21 protein-coding genes are annotated in these 23,489 nt (G+C 71.8%); 13 read left to right on the top strand and 8 right to left on the bottom strand.

Annotated elements, in window-relative coordinates; all coding sequences use genetic code 11:
• Nucleotides 1–39: 39 nt before the first annotated feature.
• Entirely contained in the window at nucleotides 40–435 is a 396-nt protein-coding gene (locus tag OKJ99_RS08040; RefSeq protein WP_326015128.1) for a TOBE domain-containing protein, read from the bottom strand.
• A 72-nt stretch (nucleotides 436–507) separates the two neighbouring features.
• A complete protein-coding gene (locus tag OKJ99_RS08045; protein ID WP_326015266.1) occupies nucleotides 508–1,110 on the bottom strand; it encodes a TOPRIM nucleotidyl transferase/hydrolase domain-containing protein in 603 nt (200 codons plus the stop codon).
• Nucleotides 1,111–1,342: 232 nt separating this feature from the next.
• Between OKJ99_RS08045 and OKJ99_RS08050 the strand changes: the two genes are divergently transcribed.
• Nucleotides 1,343–4,042: an ATP-binding protein gene (locus OKJ99_RS08050; protein ID WP_326015129.1), complete on the top strand. Its 2,700-nt coding sequence runs from the start codon at nucleotides 1,343–1,345 to the stop codon at nucleotides 4,040–4,042.
• Nucleotides 4,043–4,153: 111 nt separating this feature from the next.
• On the opposite strand, the gene OKJ99_RS08055 is transcribed toward OKJ99_RS08050, so the two are convergent.
• Nucleotides 4,154–4,825 (bottom strand): GntR family transcriptional regulator, encoded by a 672-nt coding sequence (locus tag OKJ99_RS08055; RefSeq protein WP_326015130.1) that lies wholly within the window; start codon nucleotides 4,823–4,825, stop codon nucleotides 4,154–4,156.
• Between the two features lie 143 nt (nucleotides 4,826–4,968).
• Here OKJ99_RS08055 and OKJ99_RS08060 point away from each other — a divergent pair, with 143 nt between their 5' ends.
• From OKJ99_RS08060 to OKJ99_RS08110, 11 genes are all read left to right on the top strand, one after another.
• Complete coding sequence (locus OKJ99_RS08060) at nucleotides 4,969–6,441, top strand: malonyl-CoA decarboxylase domain-containing protein (protein WP_326015131.1); 1,473 nt, start codon at nucleotides 4,969–4,971, stop codon at nucleotides 6,439–6,441.
• Nucleotides 6,438–7,988 carry a malonate--CoA ligase gene (locus tag OKJ99_RS08065; RefSeq protein ID WP_326015133.1) on the top strand — a complete coding sequence of 517 codons (1,551 nt, stop codon included), beginning with the start codon at nucleotides 6,438–6,440 and terminating at the stop codon, nucleotides 7,986–7,988. The genes OKJ99_RS08060 and OKJ99_RS08065 overlap by 4 nt, the downstream gene beginning before the upstream one ends.
• Before the next feature lie 89 nt (nucleotides 7,989–8,077).
• Entirely contained in the window at nucleotides 8,078–8,515 is a 438-nt protein-coding gene (madL, locus tag OKJ99_RS08070) for a malonate transporter subunit MadL (RefSeq protein ID WP_326015134.1), read from the top strand.
• Between the two features lies 1 nt (nucleotide 8,516).
• On the top strand, nucleotides 8,517–9,281 hold the full coding sequence (gene madM, locus OKJ99_RS08075; protein WP_326015136.1) for a malonate transporter subunit MadM: 765 nt from the start codon (nucleotides 8,517–8,519) through the stop codon (nucleotides 9,279–9,281).
• A gap of 106 nt (nucleotides 9,282–9,387) precedes the next feature.
• Nucleotides 9,388–10,662 (top strand): SGNH/GDSL hydrolase family protein, encoded by a 1,275-nt coding sequence (locus OKJ99_RS08080; protein ID WP_326015137.1) that lies wholly within the window; start codon nucleotides 9,388–9,390, stop codon nucleotides 10,660–10,662.
• 94 nt (nucleotides 10,663–10,756) lie between these two features.
• Complete coding sequence (locus OKJ99_RS08085; RefSeq protein ID WP_326015138.1) at nucleotides 10,757–11,329, top strand: TetR/AcrR family transcriptional regulator; 573 nt, start codon at nucleotides 10,757–10,759, stop codon at nucleotides 11,327–11,329.
• Between the two features lie 59 nt (nucleotides 11,330–11,388).
• Nucleotides 11,389–12,597 (top strand): GDSL-type esterase/lipase family protein, encoded by a 1,209-nt coding sequence (locus OKJ99_RS08090; protein ID WP_326015140.1) that lies wholly within the window; start codon nucleotides 11,389–11,391, stop codon nucleotides 12,595–12,597.
• 27 nt (nucleotides 12,598–12,624) lie between these two features.
• A complete protein-coding gene (locus OKJ99_RS08095) occupies nucleotides 12,625–14,070 on the top strand; it encodes a glyceraldehyde-3-phosphate dehydrogenase (protein WP_326015141.1) in 1,446 nt (481 codons plus the stop codon).
• Between the two features lie 341 nt (nucleotides 14,071–14,411).
• Nucleotides 14,412–15,350, top strand: a complete 939-nt coding sequence (locus OKJ99_RS08100) for a TauD/TfdA dioxygenase family protein (protein ID WP_326015142.1) — start codon at nucleotides 14,412–14,414, stop codon at nucleotides 15,348–15,350.
• 130 nt (nucleotides 15,351–15,480) lie between these two features.
• The gene (locus tag OKJ99_RS08105) at nucleotides 15,481–16,653 is read left to right on the top strand and encodes a sensor histidine kinase (protein ID WP_326015144.1); all 1,173 of its coding nucleotides are present in this window, start codon (nucleotides 15,481–15,483) and stop codon (nucleotides 16,651–16,653) included.
• Nucleotides 16,650–17,300 (top strand): response regulator transcription factor, encoded by a 651-nt coding sequence (locus OKJ99_RS08110; protein WP_326015145.1) that lies wholly within the window; start codon nucleotides 16,650–16,652, stop codon nucleotides 17,298–17,300. Before OKJ99_RS08105 ends, OKJ99_RS08110 begins: the two co-directional genes overlap by 4 nt.
• Before the next feature lie 14 nt (nucleotides 17,301–17,314).
• Here OKJ99_RS08110 and OKJ99_RS08115 read toward each other — a convergent pair whose 3' ends face one another.
• Nucleotides 17,315–17,686, bottom strand: coding sequence for a VOC family protein (locus tag OKJ99_RS08115; protein WP_326015146.1), 372 nt, complete (start codon nucleotides 17,684–17,686; stop codon nucleotides 17,315–17,317).
• Between the two features lie 172 nt (nucleotides 17,687–17,858).
• On the opposite strand from OKJ99_RS08115, the gene OKJ99_RS08120 reads away from it, so the two are divergent.
• On the top strand, nucleotides 17,859–19,979 hold the full coding sequence (locus tag OKJ99_RS08120) for an MMPL family transporter (RefSeq protein ID WP_326015147.1): 2,121 nt from the start codon (nucleotides 17,859–17,861) through the stop codon (nucleotides 19,977–19,979).
• Between the two features lie 75 nt (nucleotides 19,980–20,054).
• Here the strand turns inward: OKJ99_RS08120 and OKJ99_RS08125 are convergent, their stop codons facing one another.
• The 4 genes from OKJ99_RS08125 to OKJ99_RS08140 form a co-directional block, all read right to left on the bottom strand.
• Nucleotides 20,055–20,543 (bottom strand): thioesterase family protein, encoded by a 489-nt coding sequence (locus tag OKJ99_RS08125; RefSeq protein ID WP_326015148.1) that lies wholly within the window; start codon nucleotides 20,541–20,543, stop codon nucleotides 20,055–20,057.
• The gene (locus tag OKJ99_RS08130; RefSeq protein ID WP_326015150.1) at nucleotides 20,540–21,520 is read right to left on the bottom strand and encodes a 3-hydroxyacyl-CoA dehydrogenase NAD-binding domain-containing protein; all 981 of its coding nucleotides are present in this window, start codon (nucleotides 21,518–21,520) and stop codon (nucleotides 20,540–20,542) included. The genes OKJ99_RS08125 and OKJ99_RS08130 overlap by 4 nt, the downstream gene beginning before the upstream one ends.
• Before the next feature lie 83 nt (nucleotides 21,521–21,603).
• Nucleotides 21,604–22,494: a BKACE family enzyme gene (locus OKJ99_RS08135; RefSeq protein WP_326015152.1), complete on the bottom strand. Its 891-nt coding sequence runs from the start codon at nucleotides 22,492–22,494 to the stop codon at nucleotides 21,604–21,606.
• A 105-nt stretch (nucleotides 22,495–22,599) separates the two neighbouring features.
• Nucleotides 22,600–23,448, bottom strand: coding sequence for a TetR/AcrR family transcriptional regulator (locus OKJ99_RS08140; protein WP_326015154.1), 849 nt, complete (start codon nucleotides 23,446–23,448; stop codon nucleotides 22,600–22,602).
• Nucleotides 23,449–23,489 lie beyond the last annotated feature (41 nt).

Below are 23,489 nucleotides of genomic sequence, written 5' to 3' on the forward strand. Positions count from 1 at the left end.
AGTTCCTATGTGCGTTCCTATGTGCACCCGATGGTGCGCTCACGCACGGTCGATATGGACATTCGTCGACTTCACGCGGGCCGTGGCCTCCATGCCGACCTCCAGGCCCAGCTCCTCCACCGCCTCCCGCGTAAGCAGCGAGACGAGCCGGTGCGGCCCCGCCTGGATCTCCACCTGGGCGGCGACGTCGCCGAGCTTCACGGCGGTGACGATGCCGGGGAAGGCGTTGCGCACGGAGGTGTACGAGGGGTGGTCGTCGGCGTCGTCCCCCGCGGCCAGTTCCACGGAGAACGCGGCGAGATCCTCGCCCTGGACGACCCGGTGCCCGCTCGCGTCGCGGTGTGTGACGATCCGCCCGGCGTCCGCCCACCGCCGCGCGGTGTCGGGGCTGACGCCGAGCAGCCGTGCGGCCTGGCCGATTGTGTAGGACTGCATGCGGACAAGCTACCTCCGGCCACCGCGCGAAGATCGTCCGGCGCACCTGCCGAGAACGTCGCGGTGCGCCGCCTACAGCCGCGCGAACAGCTCCTCAAGAGGCGCGGGCACGCACCCGGCGTCACAGGCCGCCTCGGTCAGCAGCCGCCCGTAACGGATCTTGCGGCCCGCCTTGGTACCGAGGAACCGCCACAGGAGACGGTGCGTGGTCCTGTCCTGCTGGGCGGGCTGGCGGGCGAAGGTCTGCCAGGGATGCCACTCGCCGGCTTCCCGGATCAGCTCCTCGACCCGTACGACGCCGAGCGCGCGGATGAACTCGTCCTCCAGGTCCGCGACACACACGAAGACGCTGTCCTCGCCCTGCCCCAGCGCCCGGTCGTAGAACCGCCGCTCGCGCTCGTCGCACAGTCCGGTGAGCCGCAGCCCGAGCCCCGCCGCCCCGAGCAGCCGTGCGTAGCGCCCGACATTCATCGCGCCGCCCATGGACACGACGCACACGCCCTCGGCCGCGAGGTCACGCCCGCGCCGCCCGGCGAGCGCGTCAACCGCCGCGACATCGCTGAGCCCTTCCAGGAGGACGGCGCTGCGGACGCGAAGGCGCCCGGCCAACTCGCGCGCCGGTTCACCGGGTCCACCCGCGGCCCACTCGGTGACCGCGTCGTGAAACGCCCGCATGCCTGCCGTGTCCGTCGTCTCCGTCACGTGCTCAATCCTCTGATGGAAGGGCCGGGAGCCCAACCGAGTATCACGGCGAGGAGGAAACTCGGTCGAACCGCTCCCGCGCGGCACCGCGCCAGTACTAGCCTCGAAGTCCCTTCAAAACGCCCACGCGTGCCGTGGGCACATTCCGCGGGTCGTTTCTACGGGCACGTACCGCGGCCCCTGTACGGCAACCCCAGGGACCGGCATGGACGCCACACCTCCAGGACCCCGTCTCCTCGAGCGTGACCTCGAAACGGCCGCGGCGACACGGGCGTTGGACGCGCTGTGCGGTTCGCGGCGCACCGGTGGTGTCGTCGTCTACCGGGGTGAGGCGGGCGTCGGGAAGACCGCGCTGCTCACCCGGATCGCGGACGCCGCCCGCACGCGCTGCACCGTGCACGTGGCGCGGTCCGGCGAGTCCACCACGCATCAGCCCTTCCACCTGGTGCGGCATCTGCTCGGCCCCGCGCTCGGCTCCGCCACTCCGCGGGCCGCGTACGGTCCTGCCCTCGACGTCGCGGGGCCCGCCCTGGGGCTGACCGCGCCCGGCGCCCGCCCCGCCGACCCGCAGGGTGTCCGCGACGCGCTCGACACGCTCCTCGCCGAACTGGCCCGCGAGCGGATCGCCGCCCAGGACGGCCCCGGGCCCCTCGTGCTGCTCGCCGATGACGCCCACTGGGCCGACGGCGAGAGCCTCACCTGGCTCGCCTCGCTCGCGCCGCGCCTCGCCGCACTGCCGGTGCTGCTCGTCGTCGCGCACCGCCCCGAAGAACTCGCTGACGCCTCGCGCGAGGCCGCCGGAAATCTCGCCGCGCTCGCCCGCTCCGCCCGCCTGCACGTCACCCTCCAGTCCCTCACCCAGGAGGCCACCGGCGACCTGGTGCGGGGCGTGCTCGGCGACCGGGCCGACGACGTGTTCTGCCGCGAGGTGTGGGCGGTGACCACCGGGAACCCGTACGAAGCCGTCGAGTTGCTCGCCAAGTGCAGCGCACGCGGCCTCGCCCCGACGCAGGACGCCGCGCCGGTGCTGCGCGCCTTCGGCACCACGGCGCGCGGCGGCGGCATCGTGGCCCGGCTCGGCGAACTCGACCCGGACTGCAACCGGTTGGCGTGGGCCGCGGCCGTCCTCGGCACCGACATCACGTTCGCCTCGGCGGCCCGACTCGCGGGCCTGCCGCCGGAGCGGGCCACCCGGTGCGTGGAACTGCTGCGCGAGGCCCGCATCCTGGCACCCGACGGAGGGCCGGGCGGCCCCCGACCGGCCGCCTTCGGAGAGGTACTCGACCCGTCCGAGCCGCTCGACTTCCAGCACCCCCTCGTCGGCACCGCCGTCTACCGCAGCGTCCCGCCCGCCACCCGCACCGCCCTGCACGGGCAGGCCGCCTGGTCGCTGACCCGGCGCGGCCACGGACCCGCCGCGATCTCCCGGCACCTCCTGGAGGTGCACCCCGACGACGACCACGAGGCGGTCCGCCTGCTGCGCGCTGCCGCCGCCGAGCACCTCGCCGTCGGCGCGCCCGAAGCGGCCCGCCGCTGCCTGGAGCGCGCCCTGCGCGAACCGCCGTCCGTCGTCGACCGCGCCCAGGTCCTCTACGAACTCGGCTGTGCCTGCCTGCTCTCCTCGCCCGCCACCACCGTCGAGCACCTGCGCGCCGCCCTCCAACTGCCCGGCCTCACCGAGCAGTTGCGCATCGACGCGACCCTGCGCCTCGCCCAGGCCCTCGCCCACGGCAACCAGATGCGGGACGCCGCGCGCTGCGTCGCGGACACCGCCGCCGTCACCCCGGCCGGCACCCAGCAACTACGGCTGCTGGCCGCCCGTTTCATGTACGAGTCGTTCCTCGCCGAGGAGGACGACGGGCTCACGCGGTCCGAGCAGCTCGTCCTGCTCGCCGACGCGCTGCCCGGCGCCGACAACGCCGAGCGCGCCCTGCTGACCCTGCGCGCCTTCGACGCGATGCTGCGCGGCGAGCCCGCCGACCACGTGGCGGACCTGTGCGACCGGGTCCTCGTCGACGGACGGCTCGCTCCCGGACTCGGCTGGACCGACACCGAATGGGGCTTCGAGATCCCCGCCCTGCTCGGCATCACGCTCGCCTACATCGACCGACTGCACGACGCGGAGGGCCTGTTCACCGACGCGCTGCGCACCTTCGAGCTCGGCGGCTGGAGCGGCGCCCACCTGGCGTTCGCGCACATCCTGTGCGGAGCCGTCGAGCGCAGGCGCGGCCGCCTCGTGGAGGCCGAGGCGTATCTGCGCGAAGGGCTGCGGCTCGCCGAACGCGTCGGCGGCCGGGTCACCGTCCAGTGGGACGCGCTCTGCCTGCTGATCGACACACTGCTCGCCCGCGGCCACGTCGACGAGGCCCACCGGCTCGCCGACGACCACGGGTTCTGCGCGCCCTACCCGGACGCGCTGATCCTTCCCGACGCCCGCTCGGTACGCGGCCGCCTGCTCCTCGCGCTCGGCCGCGCCAAGGAGGCCAGGGCCGAACTGGAGAGCACGGCCGCCTCCACGACGATCCGCGGCCGCTACAACGTGCAGTGGGCGCCCTGGGCCTACGACCTCGCGGACCTGATCGCCGAGGAGGACCCGGTGCGCGCCGCCACGCTGCTCGCCGACGCGCGCCACTGGGCCGGCGTGATCGGCACCCGCAGCGCCGTCGGTGAGTCCCTGCGCCGCGCGGCCGCTTCGGCACCACCGCAGCGGGCGCGTGCCCTGCTCACGGAGGCGGTGCGCAAGCTCGCCGACTCCCCGGCGGCGTACGAGGAGGCGGCCGCCCGCCTCGACCTCGCCGAGGCAACGACCGACCCCGACCAGGCCCGCCGCGCCCTCACCCTCGCGGAGACCTGCGGAGCGGACGGCTTGGCGGAGAGGGCGCGGACGCTGCTGGGGGCCGTTTAGGCCCTTGCGGCGTGGGATCGGTGCCGGTCAATCAAGCCCCTGCGGCGATTGAGCAGCGGGGTCCGGGGCAGAGCCCCGTGACGTAGGCGGCATCCACCCGCACCCGACCGGTCACCCCGCCGCCGACTCCGTCAGATGCCGCCACGTCCGCACCAGCTGACTGAACTCCTTCACCTGCACAAGGACATGCTCACGCGCCGCGTCCTCCGCCCGGTCCGCCGCCCCCGCGGCAATCGCGTCGGCGATCGCCCGATGCTCCGCGAGGGAGCGCCGCATCCGGTCCGGCACCCTCAACTGCAGCCGCCGGTACGGCTGGAGGGCGCGCTTGAGCGCGTGGGCCTGCTGGCGCAGATACTCGTTGCCGCACGAGTCGTAGACGATCGCGTGGAAGCGGGCGTTGGCGTAGTAGTAGGGGTCGGCGTCGCCCGCGTGCGCGTGCTGCTCGCACTCCCGCAGCGCGTCCTCCAGCTCGGCGAGCGCCTCGCGCTCGATGCGCCGCGCCGAGAGCCGGGCCGCCATCCCCTCCAGCTCCGCCATGACCTCGAAGCGCTCGGCCAGCTCGGACACGCTCAGCTCGGTGACGTACGTGCCCTGCTTGGGGCGGATCTGTACGAGGCCGGACCGCTCAAGGGCCTGCAGCGCCTCGCGCACCGGCGTGCGCGAGCAGCCGAACTCGCGCTCCAGCTCCGCCGGGTCAAGGCGTTCGCCCGGCCGGTACCGGCCGTCCACCACCGCGTTCTCCAGGGCGTCGCGCACGCGCCTGGCCTCAGGGACTCGAGCCATCTCCACCTCCTCCGACTGCCCAGATTATCCGCCTGCTCAGGGGGTGGCGTCGGCCACTCCTGTGATCTACGGTGCGGTTGTTATATACATCATGGCCCACGATGCATATCAAGGCTCGGGGCGAGACGTGGGGAGGAGCGCGGATGGGCCGGCGTGACGAGCGGCACGACGAACGGCATGGCGAACAGCACGACGAAGACCCCCGGGAACGCCACGACGGCTGGCTGCTGACCGACCTGTACCAGGCCCTCGGAAGGCTCGGCGAGCGAGCAGGGGGCGGCGCCGGCCGCCCGGCGGCCGACGCCCCGCTCGACCAGCTGCTCGCGGCCTGCGAAGTCCTGATGAGCGACGTCGGCGAGGCCTCCATGCGCGCCGTCGCGGCCCGCGCCCTCGACGCGTACGACGCGCTCGACGACGCCGGCAGGCTCACCTTCTTCGCCCACATCACCAAGACCTACGACGCCGACGCCGACCAGGTCCGCGCCGCCTACCGCCGCTGGGAGGAGGCCCGCGCCGCCGGCTCCCAGGGAGAGGCGGAGCTCGTCGGGCTCTTCGACGTCGTCGAACCCGCCCGCCAGCAGCTCCTGCGCCGCATGAACCACGCGCCCGACGCCACCCTCGCCCTGGTCCACATGCGCGCCGACCTGCGCCGCCTGCTGCCCGCCCACCCCGAACTGCGGCCCCTGGACCACGACTTCCACCACTTGCTCACGTCCTGGTTCAACCGCGGTTTCCTGCGCATGCAGGAGGTCACCGTGGACTCGCCGCCCGCGCTGCACCGGCATCTGCTGCGCGGCGAGCAGGTGCACCCGATGGCGTCCGAGGCCGAACTGCGGCGCCGCATCGAGCCCGAGGACCGCCGCGTCTACGCCTTCTTCCACCCGGCCACCGGCGACGTACCCCTGATCTTCGTAGAGGTCGCCCTCGTCCGCGGGCTGCCCGACAGCATCGCCCCGCTGCTCGACCCCGGCCCCGCGCTCAGCCCCGCGCACGCGGACACCGCGGCGCTCTACTCCATCAACAACGCGCTCGACGGCCTCGCCGGAGTCTCCTTCGGCAGCTTCCTCATCAAGCAGGTCATCGAGCAGGTCGGCGAAGAGCTCCCGCACCTGACGCGGTTCGCGACGCTGTCGCCCATTCCCGGCTTCCGTGCGTGGCTGGAGGGGCGGGCCGAGCGTGAGCCCGAACTCCGGGAACTGGCAGCGGAGTTGGGTGACCCGGTGGTCGCGGCCGGTGACGCCGCGCGCATCCGCCCCCGCCTCCTCCCGGTCCTCGCCCGCTACATCACCGGCGAACGGCGCCCCGACGGCCGCCCCCTCGACCCCGTCGCCCGCTTCCACCTCGGCAACGGCGCCGCCGCCTGGCAGCTCGACTGGCCCGCCAATGCCTCGCCCGACGCCTGGCGCCAGTCCTACGGCGCGATGATCAACTACCGCTACGAACCGGACCAGTTGGAGCGCCGCCACGAGGACTTCGTGCGCCGCGGGTCCGTCGCGGTCGGCGGACCCCTCAAGGAAGACTTCCCGCCGAACGACTTCCCGCCGAACGACCTCTCGCAGCACGAGGCCCCGTACGCCCAGACCTCGGTAGGAAAGAAGAAAGGAACCACCCGATGAGCACTCAGCCGAGCCCCTCGACGGCCTCGACGGCACCCTTCCGGACCATTCACCGGTCCTTCGTCGAGCAGACGGAACTCCGCCCGGACAAGGCGCTCTTCGAGCTGCCCGACGGGCGGTCCGTGACCTACCGAGAGACCGCTGACCTCGTGCGGCGCATCGCGGCGCGCCTCGTGGCCGACGGCGTCACCCCCGGCGACCGCGTCGCCATGCAGGTCGACAAGTCGGTCGAGGCCATCGCCCTCTACCTGGCGACGCTGCGGATCGGCGGCGTGTTCCTGCCGCTCAACACCGCCTACACCGGCGCCGAGATCGACTACTTCATCGGCGACGCCGAGCCGCGCGTCCTCGTCTGCCCGCCGCAGCGCCGCGCCGACCACGCCCACCGCGAGGGCCCGGACCTCGTCGTCGAGACCCTCGGTACCGCGGGCGACGGCAGCCTCCTCGAAGGCGAGACCCACCACGACGACGTGTACGAGGCCGCGGCGGGCGACCCGGCGGCCATCCTCTACACCTCCGGCACCACCGGCCGCTCCAAGGGCGCCATCCTCACGCACGAGAACCTTGCCTCCAACTGCGAGGCCCTGCTCGGCTCCTGGCGGTTCACGTCCGACGACCGGCTGATCCACGCCCTGCCGATCTTCCACGTCCACGGCCTCTTCGTCGCCGCCAACATGGTCCTCGCCTCGGGTGCCTCCATGTTCTACCTGCCGAAGTTCGACGCCGACGCGATCGCGGAGCTGCTGCCGCGCGCCACCGTGCTCATGGGCGTGCCCACCTTCTACACGCGCCTGCTCAAGCACGAGAAGGTCACCCCGCAGACGTGTGCCTCCATGCGCCTGTTCGTCTCCGGCTCCGCGCCGCTGCTCGCCAGCGACCACGAGGCGTTCGAGGCCCGCACGGGACACGCCATCCTGGAGCGCTACGGCATGACCGAGACCGGCATGAACACCACCAACCCGTATGAGGGCGGGCCCCGCAAGCCCGGCACCGTCGGCAAGGCGCTGCCCGGCACCGAGATCCGCGTGGTGGACGACGAGACCGGAAAGCCGCTGCCCGACGGAGAGGTCGGCAGCGTCGAGGTCCGCGGCCCCAACGTCTTCGCCGGCTACTGGCGGATGCCCGAGAAGACCGCCGCCGAGTTCCGCGAGGACGGCTTCTTCATCACCGGCGACCTCGGCCTCATCGACGAGGACGGCTACCTCTGCATCTCCGGGCGCGGCAAGGACCTGATCATCTCGGGCGGCTACAACGTCTACCCCAAGGAGATCGAGACGCTCCTCGACGCCCACCCCACGGTCCTCGAATCCGCCGTGATCGGCGTCCCGCACCCGGACTTCGGCGAGACGGCCGTCGCCGTCGTCGTCGCCGCACCGGGCCAGGAGCCGAACGAGCGCGACCTCATCGACTCCATCACCACCGACCTCGCCCGTTTCAAGCACCCGCGCGCCGTACGCGTCGTGGAGGCACTGCCCCGCAACGTCATGGGCAAGGTCCAGAAGGCCGAACTGCGCAAGACCTACGCGGACTTGTTCACCACCTCCTGACCTGCCGCTCCCTCTCGGCGCTCCCCGTTTCTCCAACCCCCGCACGTTCTTGCTCACTTGTTTCCCGGTCTCTCAATGTGGAGAAGACGATGGTCCTCTATGGAGTGGCAGCGCTGGCGGTGTGCATGCTCACGGGCACGCTCGTCGGTGAATACCTGGGCGGGGCGCTCGGCGTCGACGCCAATGTCGGCGGCGTCGGCTTCGCCATGATCATGCTTGTGTTCGCGACCCACTGGCTGCGCCAGAAGGGGAAGTTCCCCGAGGCCAGCGAGCAGGGCGTGCTCTTCTGGAGCGCGATGTACATCCCCATCGTCATCGCGATGGCGTCGACGCAGAACGTGTACAAGGCCGTCACCGGCGGCCCCATGGCCCTGCTGGCCGGACTCGTCGCACTCGTCGCCGGGTTCGCACTGGTGCCGGTGATCGCGCGGATCGGAGGGCGCGGGGAGCCGCTCCCGCCCTTGTCCGAGGTGGAGACAGCGGCCCAGTCCGAGGCGGAGCCCGCCACCGAGAAGCAGGCGGTCTGACATGGATACGTTCGTCTCCGTCTGCAAGGACAACGGCCTCATAGTCGCCTTCGCCCTCGTCGGCACGCTCATGCTGGTCTCGGCATGGCTGTCCAAGAAGCTGACCCGAGGGCGGCTGCAGGGCTCCGCCATCGCCATCGTGCTCGGCCTCGCGCTCGCCTACTGGGGCGGCTCGGCGACCGGGGGAGACGCGGGGGTCGCCGACATCGCCGCGCTCTCCGGGATGAGCCTGATGGGCGGGGCGATGCTCCGCGACTTCGCCATCGTCTCCACCGCCTACGGCGTGGACCTGAAGGAGCTCAAGGGGGCGGGGGCCGCAGGCGCCCTGTCGATCCTGCTGGGCGTCGTCGTCTCCTTCGTCGGAGGGGCGCTCATCGCCGCGCTGTTCGGCTACCGGGACGCGGCCTCGCTCGCGACCATCGGCGCGGGCGCGGCCACGTACATCGTGGGTCCCGTCACGGGCACCGCGGTGGGCGCGAGCTCGGACGTGATCGCGCTGTCGGTCGCCGCCGGTCTGGTCAAGTCCGTGGTGGTGATGGTGGGTACGCCGCTGGCCGCGCGCCTGATCGGCCTGAACAACGCCAAGTCGGCGATGGCCTTCGGCGGCCTGCTCGGCACCACGTCCGGCGTGGCCGGCGGCCTCGCGGCCACCGACAAGCGACTCGTCCCCTACGGGGCGATGACGGCGACCTTCTACACGGGGGTCGGCTGCCTCCTCGGCCCCTCGCTCTTCTACGTGTCCCTGAGGGCGCTCGTCGGCGGATGACTGGAAACCGGGAAGGGGCCCGCGCCGGGCCCCTTCCGCATCCGCCTCCGCGTTCGTAGCACAGCACCATCCACACTCCCGTTCATCGGAAGCAAAGGTTGTGCACATGCCTCGAATTCGTACGATCACGACCGTCGCGGCCGCCGTTCTCGCCCTCGCGGGCGGCGGTCTGGCCGGGGCCCCGCACCCGGCCGAGGCCAGACCCGGGCAGGGTGGCGGCAGCGCCTGGTTCACCTCCTGGGCGCAGTCCCAGCAGGACGCGGCGACGGGTCCCCTGCGCGACCAGTCCGTCCGCACCGTCACCCATCTCAGCCAGGGCGGGGACGGCGTCCGTGTGCGCATCCAGAACACCTTCGGCACGGCGCCGCTGGAGATCGGCGGCGCCTCCGTCGGCCTGAGCGGCGACGGGGCGTCCATCAAGGGGGACACCCACCCCGTCCGCTTCGACGGGAAGACCCGTGTCACCGTTCCCGCGGGCGGCGAGGTGTGGAGCGACGCCGGGGACCTCAGGACGGCCGCCCAGGACGACGTGGCCGTCTCCGTCGCGGTCAAGGGCCCGGCCACCGCAGGTCAGCACCGCACCGCGCTGCGCACCAACTACCTCACGCCCGAGGGCACCGGCGACCACACCGCGGACACCAGCGGCGCCGCGTACACCAAGACCGTCGACGCCACGTACCTGGTCAGCGCGGTCGATGTGCGCAACCCGCGCCTCAAGGGCACCTCGGTCGCCTACGGAAGCTCGGTCGTCGACGGCGTCGGCAGCACCAACTGCGGCCCCGGCTGCACCGAGACCGGCACCAACCGCCGCTGGACCGACGACCTTGCGCGCCGCGTGCACACCGAACTCCCGCCCACCGAACAGGTCGCGATCGCCAACGCCGGGATCAGCGGCACGACGAGCGCGGCCGACTGCCCCGGCACCCCGTCGAACGTCCAGGGCCTCGACGCGGCGAGCCGTCTCAAGCGCGACGTGCTCGCCCTGCACGGCGTCACCTCGGTCCTCTACTACTACGGCACCAACGACCTCGCCTTCGGCTGCGACGGCGAGCAGATCCTGGCCAGCTACAAGAAGGTCTTCAAGGAACTCAGCGACGCCGGGATCAACGTGTACGTCACGCCGATCACACCCCGCCCCGGCTACACCGACCAGAACAACCTGGACCGCCACACGGTCAACCTCTTTACGAAGAAGGCGAGTTCGTGTGCCGGAACCTGCGACGGCGTCATGGACTTCGACGAGGTCCTGAAGGACCCGCTGCACCCCAACAGCATCGAGCCCTCGTACGGCAACGGGGACGGCGTCCACGCGAACATCGCCGGGCAGCAGGCGATCGCCGACTCGATCTCGCTGCGGATGCTTACCGCCGGGCTCCGGTAAGCGAAGGGTGATGCTCATTTGCCTATAAGTATTAGGCAAGTGCAGAATGGTCTTCGGTAACAGTGATGGGGGCTGAGCGAGAGGACGTACGGTCATGGCGCGTGCCGGATTGACCGCGGAGCGGCTGGCCCGGGCCGGTGCCGAGCTCGCGGACGAGGTCGGCTTCGAGCAGGTGACCGTCTCGGCCCTCGCCCGGCGGTTCGACGTCAAGGTCGCGAGCCTGTACTCCCACCTCAAGAACTCCCACGACCTGAAGACGCGGATCGCCCTGATCGGCCTGCAAGAGCTGGCCGACCGGGCCGCGGACGCCCTCGCGGGACGGTCCGGCAAGGACGCGCTCACCGCCCTCGCCAACGTCTACCGCGACTACGCCCGCGAACATCCGGGCCGCTACGCCGCCGCCCAGTACCGGCTCGACCCGGAGACGGCGGCGGCCAGCGCGGGCGTGCGGCACGCGCAGATGACGCGGGCCGTGCTGCGCGGCTACGACCTCACCGAACCCGACCAGACCCACGCCGTCCGGCTCCTGGGCAGCGTCTTCCACGGCTACGTCAGCCTCGAACTGGCCGGCGGCTTCAGCCACAGCGCACCCGACTCGGCCGAGAGCTGGGCGCGGAGCCTGGACGCGCTCGACGCACTGCTTCGCAACTGGCCCGCCCAGACGTGAGCCCGCGCCCCCCGCTCCCGTGAGTCATCCACACTCTTGATCAACAGATTGACGCCACAGTGAACAGCACGAACACCCCGAACTCCGTCCACACATTGACCACCACACCGCTGACGGACGACCTCGTCCACGGCGCGATCGACATCGAGCGCACCGCCCGCGGCCTCCTCCCGCACCGCCTCCCCGCCTGGGCCCGCGCCCAGAACACGGACGGCCAGCTGGCCATGGCCGAGTCGCAGCCCTCCGGTGTCCGCCTCGCCTTCCGCACCACCGCCACCGTCGTCGAACTCGACACGGTGCCGACCAAGCGCGTCTACGTAGGCGTGCCCTCGCGCCCCGACGGCCTGTACGACCTGCTCGTGGACGGGCGGCTCGCAGGGCAGGGGAGTGTGGCCGGCGGCGACATCCTCACCATCGACATGAGCGCGGGCACCTACGAGCACGAGGAGGCCGGGCAGCCGGGAACGCTCCGGTTCGACGGCCTGCCGGAAGGCACCAAGACCGTCGAGATCTGGCTGCCGCACAACGAGACCACCGAGCTTGTCGCCCTGCGCACGGACGCGCCCGTGGAGCCCACCGCGCCCCTCGGAGCGTCCGGCCGCAAGGTGTGGCTGCACCACGGCAGCTCCATCAGCCACGGCTCCGACGCCGCGAGCCCGACCACGACCTGGCCCGCGCTCGCCGCGTCCCTCGGCGGCGTCGACCTGATCAACCTGGGGTTCGGCGGCGGCGCCCTGCTCGACCCGTTCACCGCGCGCACGCTGCGCGACACCCCGGCCGACATGATCAGCGTCAAGATGGGGATCAACCTCGCCAATGCCGACCTGATGCGCATGCGGGCCTTCACCCCCGCCGTGCACGGCTTCCTCGACACCATCCGCGAGGGGCACCCGGCCACCCCGCTCCTCGTCGTCTCGCCGATCCTGTGCCCGATCCACGAGAAGACGCCGGGGCCCGGTGCCCCCGACTTCAGCACGCTCGCGAGCGGACAGCTGCGCTTCATGGCGATGGGCGACCCGGCCGAGCGCGCCCAGGGCAAGCTCACCCTCGAATCCATCCGCGAGGAGCTGGCCCGCATCGTCGCCCAGCGCGCGGCCGACGACCCGCACCTGCACTACCTCGACGGCCGCGAACTGTACGGCGAGGCGGACCACGAGGAGCTCCCGCTGCCGGACGCGCTGCACCCCGATGCCACCGCCCACCGCCGCATCGGTGAGCGCTTCGCGGACCTGGGGATCGGCGCCCTGGGCGGGCCGGTTAGCATATGAGCGCCGCCTAGCTCGAAAGAGACGCACGTGACTGTCAATGACGACTCGTTCACCAACTGGAAGCACCGTGAGGAGACCGCGGAGGCAATGATCCCGATCATCGGGAAGCTGCACCGCGAGCGGGACGTGAACGTCCTGCTGCACAGCCGCTCCTTGGTGAACAAGTCGGTGGTCAGCCTGCTCAAGGCCCACCGATTCGCCCGCCAGATCGCCGGCGAGGAGCTCTCGGTCACCGAGACGATGCCCTTCCTGAAGGCCCTCGCCGCCCTCGACCTCGGGCCCTCCCAGATCGACCTCGGCATCCTCGCCATGTCGTACAAGTCCGACGACCGGGGCTTGAGCGTCGAGGAGTTCACCGCCGAGGCCGTCGCCGGCGCGACCGGCGCCCTGAAGCTGGAGCGCGGTGAGGGGCGCGACGTCGTCCTCTACGGCTTCGGCCGCATCGGCCGCCTCGTCGCCCGCCTGCTCATCGAGAAGGCCGGGTCCGGCAACGGCCTGCGCCTGCGTGCCATCGTCGTGCGCGGCGGCGGCGAGCAGGATCTCGTGAAGCGGGCCTCGCTGCTGCGCCGTGACTCGATCCACGGTCAGTTCCAGGGCACGATCACCGTTGACGAGGCGAACAGCACGATCAACGCCAACGGCAACGCGATCAAGGTGATCTACGCCAACGACCCGTCCGAGATCGACTACACGGCGTACGGCATCAAGGACGCCATCCTGATCGACAACACCGGCAAGTGGCGCGACCGCGCGGGCCTCTCCGAGCACCTGCGCCCCGGTATCGACAAGGTCGTCCTCACCGCGCCCGGCAAGGGCGACGTGCCGAACATCGTGCACGGCGTCAACCACGACATGATCAAGCCGGACGAGCGGATCCTGTCCTGCGCCTCCTGCACCACGAACGCGATCGTGCCGCCGCTCAAGGCGATGGCCGACGAGTACGGGGTGGAGCGCGGTCACGTGGAGACCGTCCACTCGTTCACGAACGACCAGAACCTGCTGGACAACTACCACAAGGCCGACCGTCGAGGCCGCTCCGCGCCGCTCAACATGGTCATCACGGAGACCGGCGCCGCCTCCGCCGTCGCGAAGGCCCTGCCGGACCTCAAGGCGCCGATCACCGGCTCCTCGATCCGCGTCCCCGTCCCGGACGTCTCGATCGCGATCCTCAGCCTGCGGCTCGGCCGCGAGACCACCCGCGAAGAGGTCCTGGACCACCTGCGCGACGTCTCGCTGAGCTCGCCGCTGCGCCGCCAGATCGACTTCACGGACTCGCCCGACGCGGTCTCCAGCGACTTCCTCGGCTCCCGGCACGCCTCGATCGTCGACGCGGGCGCGACCAAGGTCGACGGCGACAACGCGATCCTCTACCTCTGGTACGACAACGAGTTCGGCTACTCGTGCCAGGTGATCCGCGTCGTCCAGCACGTCTCCGGCGTCGAGTACCCGACGTTCCCGGCGCCCACCGCCTGACGCACAACGCTCACTCACGGTGCGCCGCCCTCCCCTCACGGGAGGGCGGCGCACCGGGCTTGACCTGGCGATACGTCAGGGCGCAGGATGAGGGTCATGTTCACCTATCGCGCCCACGCATTCGGATCGGCCGCCGCGCCGGACCGATGTGGATGCGCGCGCAGCGGCTTGTAGCGGACGTCCGAAGTCCCTCGCCGCTTTTTCCCGTACGTCCGGAAGTCCTGTAGCCCCGTGTTCCTGTAGAGGCCCTGCCTCACGCTCACGGGCCTTCGGCTTCGCACGTACGGATCACCGCGCATTCCTCGCGTTCCCTTGCCACCGTGTGTCTGTGGAGAGCCCTCATGACTGTGACCGAATTCCCGCCTGCCCAGCCCCTGCGCCCCGCCCACATCCCCGCCGACGGCCTCTACGAGGGGCGCCGCGTGCTGCGCCGCACCCCCGACGGCTGGCAGGACCGCCCCTACGAGCTGTTCGAGCTCGTCCCGCAGGGTGCCACCATCGGCGCCGAGATCCGCGGCCTCGACCTGAGCAAGCCGCTCTCCGCGGAGCTGCGCGAGGAGCTGAACCGGGCGCTGCTCGAATGGAAGGTCCTCTTCTTCCGCGGACAGCACCTCAGCAGCGAGCGGCAGCGTGAATTCGCCTCCAACTGGGGTGAGTTGGAGACCAATCCGCTCCTGGAGCGCGGCGACAGCGAGGACGTCGTCCGCTTCGACAAGGGTGCGGGCGGCGTCCCCAGCTACGAGAACGTCTGGCACACCGATGTCACCTTCCGCGAACGCCCCGCCCTGGGCGCCGTGTTGCAGCTGCGCGAGGTCCCGCCCTTCGGCGGCGACACCATGTGGGCCGACATGGCGGCCGCGTACGACAACCTGTCCGACGAGGTGAAGGCGCGCATCGAGGGCGCCGAGGCCGAGCACGACTTCCTGCCCGGCTTCCGCCGCTTCTACGGTCCCGAACGGCTCGCCCAGTGGCAGGAGTTGTTCCCGCCGGTCACTCACCCGGTCGTGCGCCGCCACCCCGAGACCGGGCGGCGCATGCTCTTCGTGAACACTTCCTTCACCACCCGGATCCTCGGCATGGAGCGCGCCGAGAGCGACCGGTTGCTGCGCCTGCTGTACCAGCAGGCCCATGTGCCGGAGTTCCAGGTGCGGTTCCACTGGCAGCCGGGCGACATCGCGTTCTGGGACAACCGCGCCACCCAGCACTACGCGGTGGCCGACTACGGCGACGCCCGCCGGGTCGCGGAGCGCGTCGCGATCGCGGGGGACCGCCCCTTCTAGGAAGCCGGTGCCGGCGGCCCGAAATCCCTCTCCCCGGCGAGGTGTTGGGCGGGCCGCCCCTCGATACTGGCCCCCGCAGAGGGCACTGTGGAGACTCTGCGCAGGGACCAGGCCCACGAGGAGCCGCACCATGCGTCTGCCGCGCCGCACCAGCCCGTACCTCGTCGACGGGGCGCTGGCCGCCCTCGTCCTGTTCGCCGTGTCCCTGCAGTTCCTGTTCCCCGACGAGGACGGTGATCCGCTGTCCTGGCAGGGCTTCCTGCTCGGTGCGGGCACGGCGGTGCCGCTGATCTGGCGGCGCCGCGCACCGATCCTGTGCGCGATCGTGATCTCCTGCGTCACCCCGGCCATGGCGGTCTACCACGCGCCGCCGCCCGACGTCGTGTACGGCGGACTCGTCCTGCTCTACACGCTCGCCGCGTACGTGGAGCCGGTGCCGCGCCGCGTCATGCTCGTCGGCTGGGTGATCGGCGCGTCGGCGACGATGTCCTTGAAGGAGCACGCCGCACCCTTCGAGTACGCCTTCCACCTGCTCAGCCTCCTGAGCGCCTACGGTTTCGGGGTCCTCGCCCGCACCCAGCGCGCGTACACCGCCGCCCTGGAGGAGCGTGCCCGCGCCCTGGAGCGCGAGCGGGAGATCGACCGGGCCCGCGCGGTCACCAGTGAACGCGCCCGGATCGCGCGGGACATGCACGACGTGGTCGGCCACGCGGTGAGCCTGATGGTCGTCCAGGCCGAGGCGGGCCCCGTCGTGGTGCGCAGCAACCCCGCGCGCGCCGAAGCGGCGTTCGACGCGATCGCGGGCGCCGGACGCGAGGCCATGCAGCAACTCCGGCTGATCCTGGGCGTGTTGACGGACGCCGGTAACGGCAGGGGCGGACTCGCGGCTCCCGTTCCCGGCCTCGCCCGCCTCCCGGACCTGATCCGCCAGGTGTCCGGAACGACCGAGGTGACCGTCACCCTGCGCACTACGGGCCACCCCCGCCCCATCGGTGCCGAAACGGAGACCGCCGCGTACCGCATCGTCCAGGAAGCCCTGACCAACACCGTCAAGCACGCGTACGCTGCCCGAGCGGACGTACAACTCGACTGGGGGGACACGGAGTTGGCGATCACCGTGACGGATGACGGAACCGGCTCAGGCCCGCCCGGGGCCGGTGGCGGGCGCGGACTCGTCGGCATCGAGGAGCGCGCCGCGGCCTGCGGCGGCAGCGCGCACAGCGGCCCAGGGCCGCACGGCGGATTCCGGGTCACCGCCCGACTGCCGGCCGCGCGCCGCCCCGCGGCCGAACGCGCGCCATGAGCATCCGCGTCGTCGTGGCCGACGACCAGGAGCTGGTGCGCAGCGGCTTCACCATGATCCTCGACGCGCAGCCCGACATCGAGGTGGTCGCCGAGGCGTCCGACGGCGCCGAGGCCGTCACCGCGGTGCGCCGCCACGCCCCGGACGTCCTCCTCCTCGACATCCGCATGCCGCACATGGACGGCATCGAGGCCGCGCGCCGCGTCTGCGAACAGTCCAGCTGCCGCGTCGTCATGCTGACGACGTTCGACCTCGACGAGTACGTCTACGAGGCGCTGTACGCGGGCGCGTCCGGATTCCTCCTCAAGGACGTCCGCCGCGACGACCTCGTGCACGCGGTCCGCGTCGTCGCCGCGGGCGACTCCCTCCTCGCCCCGTCCGTGACCCGCCGCCTCGTCGCCGACATCACACGGCGCCGGCCCAAGTCCCCCGAACCGCCCGCGCTTTCGTCCCTCACCGCCCGCGAGACCGAGACCCTGCGCCACCTCGCCCGCGGCCTCACCAACGCGGAGATCGCCGCGACCCTCCACGTCAGCGAACACACGGTCAAGACCCACGTCAGCAACGTCCTGAGCAAACTGCACCTGCGCGACCGGGTGCAGGCGGTCATCTGCGCGTACGAGTCGGGTCTCGTGGCGCCGGGCTAGCGGACCGCGAACGCTCAGCCGATCAACGTCCGCTTCGGGCGCACCACACAGAACTCGTTCCCCTCCGGGTCGGCCAGTACCGTCCACGACTCGGCGCCGGTCTGTCCCACGTCCGCTCTGCGCGCGCCGAGCCCGAGGAGGCGGTCGATCTCGGCGGTCCGGTCCTCCGCGGCGCAGGTCAGGTCGAGGTGGAGGCGGTTCTTGACCGCCTTGCGGTCCGACACGGGCATGAAGCAGATCCCGACCGGCGCGTTCACGTCCGGGCCGATCACCACCTCGCGTTCCTGCTCCGACAGGATGCGCCAACGCAGCGCACCGGCCCAGAACCGGGCCAGGGCGGGCAGGTCGTGGGCGTCGATGACGATGTGGTGCAGCGAGACAGGCATGCCGGCCAGTGTGCCGTGGGCGCCCGCGGCCTGTCCTCACTCGCGCGACCCATGCCGGGCGCCCCGTCTCCCTCCCGAGCGCGAGCCGCGAACCGCCCGCCCCGGCGATCCGCCGCACCCCCGTGCGCGAGCACGCTGACGGTGACCCATCGGAACCCTCCGAGGAGGCGCCGTGCTCAGCGCACTCGCCCGGGCGGCGACCCGCCGCCCCCGTACCGTGATCCTCACCTGGCTCGCCCTGATCGTGCTCGGTTTCGGGCTCGGCACCGGCGTCTTCGGCCGGCTCTCCGACTCGGTCCCCGACGTACCGGGCGCCGAGTCCGACCGCACCGCCGAACTCCTCGACGACATCGACCCGCGCGGCGAGTCCCTCAGCGCCGTCGTCGAGGCACCCCGTGTCGCCGACCCCGCACTGCGCACCCGCGTCGAGCAGGCCGTCACGGACCTGCGCCGCGTCCCCGGCGTCACCGCCGTCCCCGACCCGTACGCCACCGAGGGCCTGGCCTCCGGCGACGGCCGCGCGCTCATCGTGCCGGTCACCCTCAAGGGCGGCCTCGACGACGACGCGGAGGACGCGACCGTCGACGCCGTCGCCGACCGGGTCAAGGAGATCGACGGCGCCGACGTGCACGTCAGCGGCGGCCCGCTGCTCGGCCGCCAGCTCGGCGAACGGGCCCAGGAGGACGTCCAGCGCGCCGAGTTGATATCCCTGCCCATCGTGCTCGGACTGCTCCTGCTGATCTTCGGCGGGCTGCGCGCGGCCGGACTGCCGCTGCTCGTGGCGGTGAGCGGCGTGGCGGGCGCGTTCCTCGCCCTGTTCGCCTTCAGCCAGGTCACCGAGATCTCCGTGTACGTGATCCAGGTGACGACCATGCTCGGCCTCGGCCTGGCGGTGGACTACGCGCTGCTGATGGTGATGCGGTTCCGGGAGGAACGCCGGACGAGCGCGGACGTCACCGACGCCGTGCACCGCACCGTCGAACGCGCGGGCCGCACCATTCTCTTCTCCGGCCTCACCGTCGCCGTCAGCCTCAGCGGACTGCTCGTCTTCCCGAGCCCGTTCCTGCGCAGCATGGGCCTGGCCGTGGCCGCCGTCGTGGTCGTCGACATGCTCGCCGCGCTGACCCTGCTGCCCGCGCTGCTCACCCGGTTCGGCGCGCGCATCGCCCCGTCCAAGCCCCGCGCGCCCGGCGCGGAGGGCCGCGTCTTCGCCCGTCTGGCCCGGTTCGCGGGCCGCCGCCCCATCGCGGTGACGACGGTGAGCGTCCTCGCCCTGCTCACGCTCGCGCTGCCGGTCTCCAACCTGCGGATCGACATCGGTGACGCCCGCCAACTCCCCGCCTCCACCGAGGCGCGACAGCTCTACGACACCGTAAACGCGCACTACCCGGCGGGCGTCGGCGTCGACCCGGTCGTCGTCGTGGCACGCCCCGGCACGGACCCGGCCTTCGAGGCCCGCGTGAAGGCCCTGGACGGCGTCGCGTCGTCCGAGACACAGACCCTCGACGACGGCACCCGCGTCCTGCGCGTCACCCCGGCCGGCTCGATCGACGGCGCCACCGCAACTCAACTCGTGGAACAGGTACGGGAGTTGCGCGGGGACAACCCGGTGACCGTGGCCGGCGTCGCCGCCCGGCTCGTCGACTTCCGCCAGATGCTCGCCGACCGCGCCCCCTGGGCCGCGCTCACCGTCCTCGCCGGGATCCTGGCCCTGCTCTTCGCGTTCACCGGCTCGCTCCTGATCCCGCTGCGCACGGTCCTCACCACGCTGCTCAGCCTGGGCGCCGCGCTCGGCGTCGTGGTCCTCGTCTTCCAGGACGGGCACGCCGCGTCCTGGCTCGGCGGAGAGGGCCTCGGCGCACTGAGCCTGACCGCGCCGCCGCTCATCGTCGCCATCGCCTTCGGGCTCGCCATGGACTACGAACTGTTCATCCTTGCCCGGATGCGCGAGGCGTGGCGCGCGACGGGGGACGCGCAGGAAGCGGTGGTGGCCGGGCTGAGGCGCTCGGGCCGCGTCGTGAGCTGCGCGGCGCTGCTCCTCGCCGTCGTCTTCGGCGCCTTCATGACGGGCGGCTTCGCCCCCATCCTGGAGATCGGCCTGGGCCTCACCCTGGCGGTCGTGATCGACGCGACGATCGTACGGATGCTGCTCGTACCGGCGACGATGACGCTCATGGGCAAGCGCGCGTGGTGGGCGCCGCGAGCGCTGCGAAGGGTGCACGAACGCTTCGGCGTACGGGACGAAGAGGCCCCGACGGAAGACACGGAAGACATGGTGACGCCGCGTCAGTAGTGACGACACGCGGAACGGAAGAGGACCCCGGACGCGTGGTCCGGGGTCCTCTTACGTCGGACGGTGGGTCTGCCGTCAGACGACGGCGATCGACCGGCCCGCCCACTCAGGGGCGGGCTCCGTCAGCTCGGTGAAGCGGTCGCGGACCGCGGCCGGGAACTCGGCCGCCCTGCCCGCCTGCTGGTCGACGTGGATCGCGAGCAGCTCGGTGGTCGCCACCGGAGCCGCGTCCGGGGCGGGCTCACCCGCCTCGTCGTCCACCACGAACATCTCGTGCGTGAAGCGCGCCTTCTTCGACGCCGCGCCCAACACCCGCGTACGGATGGCGAGATGGGCGTGCTCGGGGACGTCACGCAGATAGCGGATGTGCGACTCGACCGTGTAGAGCGAGCAGTGGGTGGACTCGCGGTACGTCGAGTCCAGGCCCGTCTCGATCATCATGGCGTCGGTGGCGTGACCGAAGGCGAGCACGTAGAACGCCTCGCTCATGTGACCGTTGTAGTCGATCCACTCGGGACGGACGGTGCGGTGCAGAAGGGGCAGTGTGGTGGTTGCGGTACTCATCGCGGGTCCGCCTTCCCGTTACCGTTCTTGTTCAACCGGCCTGTGGCACGGAGCACATCGATGACGCCCTGGTCGCGCTCGGCGACGAGCTCGGCGATGGAACGGCCGTCGGCCGCGACGTCGCAGCCCGCGACCACGGAGTCGTACAGCTGCTTGTCGAGCTCCGGGGCCTCAAGACGCGTCCACGGCGACTTCAGGGACGGGCCGAAGTGGTCGAGCATGTGCGCCATGCCGCCCTCGCCGCCCGCGAGCGCGAACGTCAGCATCGGGCCCATGAACGCCCAGCGCAGGCCGGGGCCCTCGGTGATCGAGTCGTCGATCTCCTTCACCGTCGCCTCACCGTTGGCGATCATGTGCAGCGCCTCGCGCCACAGGGCCTCCTGGAGGCGGTTGGCGATGAAGCCGGGCACCTCGCGGTCCATGGTGATGACCGACTTGCCCGCGACCTCGTAGAAGCGGGAGGCCCAGGCGGTGGCGTCGGCGTCGGTCTGCTCGCCGCCGACGACCTCGACGAGCGGGATCAGGTACGGCGGGTTGAACGGGTGGCCGACGACCAGGCGCGCGGGGGTCGCGGCCGTGGTCTGCATGTCGGTCATCGGGTAGCCGGAGGTCGACGAGGCGATGACGACGCCGGCGGGGGCGGCGGCGTCGAGCCGGGACAGCAGGTCGCGCTTGAGGTCGAGGTCCTCGGGGGCGCTCTCCTGCACGAACTCGGCGTCGGCGACGGCCTCTTCGAGCGTCGGGACGACCGTGAGCCGGTCCCGCGAGGCGCCGTCGGCGAGGCCCATCTCGGTGAGGGCGGGCCAGGCGGCGTCGACCAGGCGGCGCAGCTTCTGCTCGGCGTCGGGGGCGGGGTCCCAGGCCTTCACGTCGTAGCCGCGGGCGAGGAAGTGGGCGACCCAGCCGCCGCCGATGACGCCGGCTCCGACGCAGGCGACCCGGCGGACGCCTTCGGGAGCGGTGAGGGGGGAGGTCATGAGGGTGGTGTTGCCTTCCGGTGGTGCGGGTGCGGGTGCGGGTGCGGGTGCGTGTGCTTGTGCGGGTGCTTGTGCGCGGGGATTCAGGAGCGCGGCTTGAGGCCGAGCAGCGCGCGGGCCTCGTCCGGCGTCGCGACGCGCGAGCCGAGGGACTCCGTGATGGTCACGGCGCGCTCGACGAGCTGGGCGTTGGTCGCCTTGTTGCCCTTGCCGAGGTAGAGGTTGTCCTCCAGGCCGACGCGGGCGTGCCCGCCGAGCAGGATCGACTGCGCCACCCACGGCATCTGCATGCGGCCGAGCGCGAAGCTGGCGAACTGGGCGCCCTCGGGCAGCATGTTGACCATCGACTGGAGCACGCCCGGGTCGGCCGGGGCGCCCCACGGGATGCCCATGCACAGCTGGAACACGGTCGGGTCGTCGAGCAGGCCCTCCGCGAGGAGCTGCTTGGCGAACCACAGCTGGCCGGTGTCGAAGATCTCCAGCTCGGGCCGCACGCCCAGCTCCTGGATGCGCTTGGCGCCCTGGCGCAGCATGTCGGGCGTCGACACGTACAGGTTCGAGCCGTCGCCGAAGTTCAGCGAGCCGCAGTCGACGGTGCAGATGTCGGGCAGCAGCTCCTCGACGTGCGGCAGCCGGTCGAGGCCGCTGACGAGGTCGGTGCCGGGCAGGTGCTTCGTCGGGTTGTCCGGGTCGATGACCAGGTCGCCGCCCATGCCGGCGGTCAGGTTGATGACGACGTCGGTGCCGGTCTCCTTGATCCGCTCGACGACCTCGCGGTACAGCTTCGTGTCGCGCGAGGGGTCACCGGTCTCGGGGTCCCGTACGTGAATGTGCACGACGGCAGCGCCCGCGTCGGCCGCCTCGACGGCGTTCTTGGCGATCTGCTCGGGGGTGACGGGCACGTGCGGGCTCCGCCGCACGGTGTCACCGGCACCGGTGAGAGCGGCGGTGATGATGACGTTTTCAGTGGGCATAGGGGGACCTCCCATGTGTCTGGCCGCCTGCGGCGGGTGTGCAAATCAAGCCCCGCTGTTGGACGGGAGCCAGCGGGGTCCGGGGCAGCGCCCCGAGTCGTGCGGCTACGGCGCCGCAATGGTGCAGTCGACGTAGGAAACCAGCGCAGCGTGCATCGCATCCGCGGCCGAGCCGAACGACTCCCGGCTCACCGAAAGGACCTGCGTGGCAAGCCCGTCGATGAGCGCGGTCAGCGCGAACGCCGCGGCCGACGGTTCGACGGAGGACCGGAACACGCCCTGATCCACGCCACGACGGAGGACATCCGCCACGGTCTCCCGCCACTGCCGGTAGTACTCGGTGTGCAGCCGCCCCACCGTCGTGGAGCGCGCCGCCTCGGCCCACAGGTCGAGCCACACCTTCCACTGCCGCCGTTGCTGCTCGGTGCGCGGCGTCTGCAGCTCGATGAGCTGGCGCAGCTCCGCCGCCGCGTCGTCCGCCTCCGCGAGGTGGGTGGCGCGGCGCGCGGTGTCCTCGTCCATGCACCAGCGCACCGCGGCCTCCAGGAGGTCCGCGCGGCCGGGGAAGTGGTAGTGGATCGCGGCGGTGCTGGTGGCGCAGGCGCGGGCGATGTCGGAGACCCGCACCGCGTGGAACCCGTGCTCGGCGACCAGCCGGACCGTCTCCTGGACGATCTGCAGCGGCCGACCGCCCGCCACGGGCGCGGGCGCCTCGATCTCGGCCTCCAGGGGCCGCGCGCCGAGCAGCCAGCCCGGGTCGACGCGCGCCTCGTCGGCGATCCGCGCCAGCTCGGCCACCGTGAACCGGCGGGTGCCGCTCAGGGAGCGGGAGAGCTTCGACGGATCCATGACGATGCGGCGCGCGAACTCGCGCTGGCTGACACCGGCCGCCGTGATGACCTCACGGACGCGGGCGGCGGTGTCGGCAGGGTTTGCCTCGTTGCTGGATTCCACGGGGCCCGACCCTAACCGTGTGTTGAGAAGAACACAACACC

The organism is Streptomyces endophyticus (assembly GCF_035798155.1).
Taxonomy (GTDB): domain Bacteria; phylum Actinomycetota; class Actinomycetes; order Streptomycetales; family Streptomycetaceae; genus Streptomyces; species Streptomyces endophyticus.

Bases quoted from the DNA above. Each gene is read 5' to 3' on its own strand.
- OKJ99_RS08125 (WP_326015148.1), bottom strand. From the start codon at position 20,543: ATGAGTACCGCAACCACCACACTGCCCCTTCTGCACCGCACCGTCCGT.
- OKJ99_RS08050 (WP_326015129.1), top strand. From the start codon at position 1,343: ATGGACGCCACACCTCCAGGACCCCGTCTCCTCGAGCGTGACCTCGAA.
- OKJ99_RS08060 (WP_326015131.1), top strand. From the start codon at position 4,969: ATGGGCCGGCGTGACGAGCGGCACGACGAACGGCATGGCGAACAGCAC.
- OKJ99_RS08105 (WP_326015144.1), top strand. From the start codon at position 15,481: ATGCGTCTGCCGCGCCGCACCAGCCCGTACCTCGTCGACGGGGCGCTG.
- madM (WP_326015136.1), top strand. From the start codon at position 8,517: ATGGATACGTTCGTCTCCGTCTGCAAGGACAACGGCCTCATAGTCGCC.
- OKJ99_RS08080 (WP_326015137.1), top strand. From the start codon at position 9,388: ATGCCTCGAATTCGTACGATCACGACCGTCGCGGCCGCCGTTCTCGCC.
- OKJ99_RS08135 (WP_326015152.1), bottom strand. From the start codon at position 22,494: ATGCCCACTGAAAACGTCATCATCACCGCCGCTCTCACCGGTGCCGGT.
- OKJ99_RS08085 (WP_326015138.1), top strand. From the start codon at position 10,757: ATGGCGCGTGCCGGATTGACCGCGGAGCGGCTGGCCCGGGCCGGTGCC.
- OKJ99_RS08045 (WP_326015266.1), bottom strand. From the start codon at position 1,110: ATGCGGGCGTTTCACGACGCGGTCACCGAGTGGGCCGCGGGTGGACCC.
- OKJ99_RS08040 (WP_326015128.1), bottom strand. From the start codon at position 435: ATGCAGTCCTACACAATCGGCCAGGCCGCACGGCTGCTCGGCGTCAGC.
- OKJ99_RS08110 (WP_326015145.1), top strand. From the start codon at position 16,650: ATGAGCATCCGCGTCGTCGTGGCCGACGACCAGGAGCTGGTGCGCAGC.
- OKJ99_RS08115 (WP_326015146.1), bottom strand. From the start codon at position 17,686: ATGCCTGTCTCGCTGCACCACATCGTCATCGACGCCCACGACCTGCCC.
- OKJ99_RS08065 (WP_326015133.1), top strand. From the start codon at position 6,438: ATGAGCACTCAGCCGAGCCCCTCGACGGCCTCGACGGCACCCTTCCGG.
- OKJ99_RS08130 (WP_326015150.1), bottom strand. From the start codon at position 21,520: ATGACCTCCCCCCTCACCGCTCCCGAAGGCGTCCGCCGGGTCGCCTGC.
- OKJ99_RS08100 (WP_326015142.1), top strand. From the start codon at position 14,412: ATGACTGTGACCGAATTCCCGCCTGCCCAGCCCCTGCGCCCCGCCCAC.
- OKJ99_RS08055 (WP_326015130.1), bottom strand. From the start codon at position 4,825: ATGGCTCGAGTCCCTGAGGCCAGGCGCGTGCGCGACGCCCTGGAGAAC.
- madL (WP_326015134.1), top strand. From the start codon at position 8,078: ATGGTCCTCTATGGAGTGGCAGCGCTGGCGGTGTGCATGCTCACGGGC.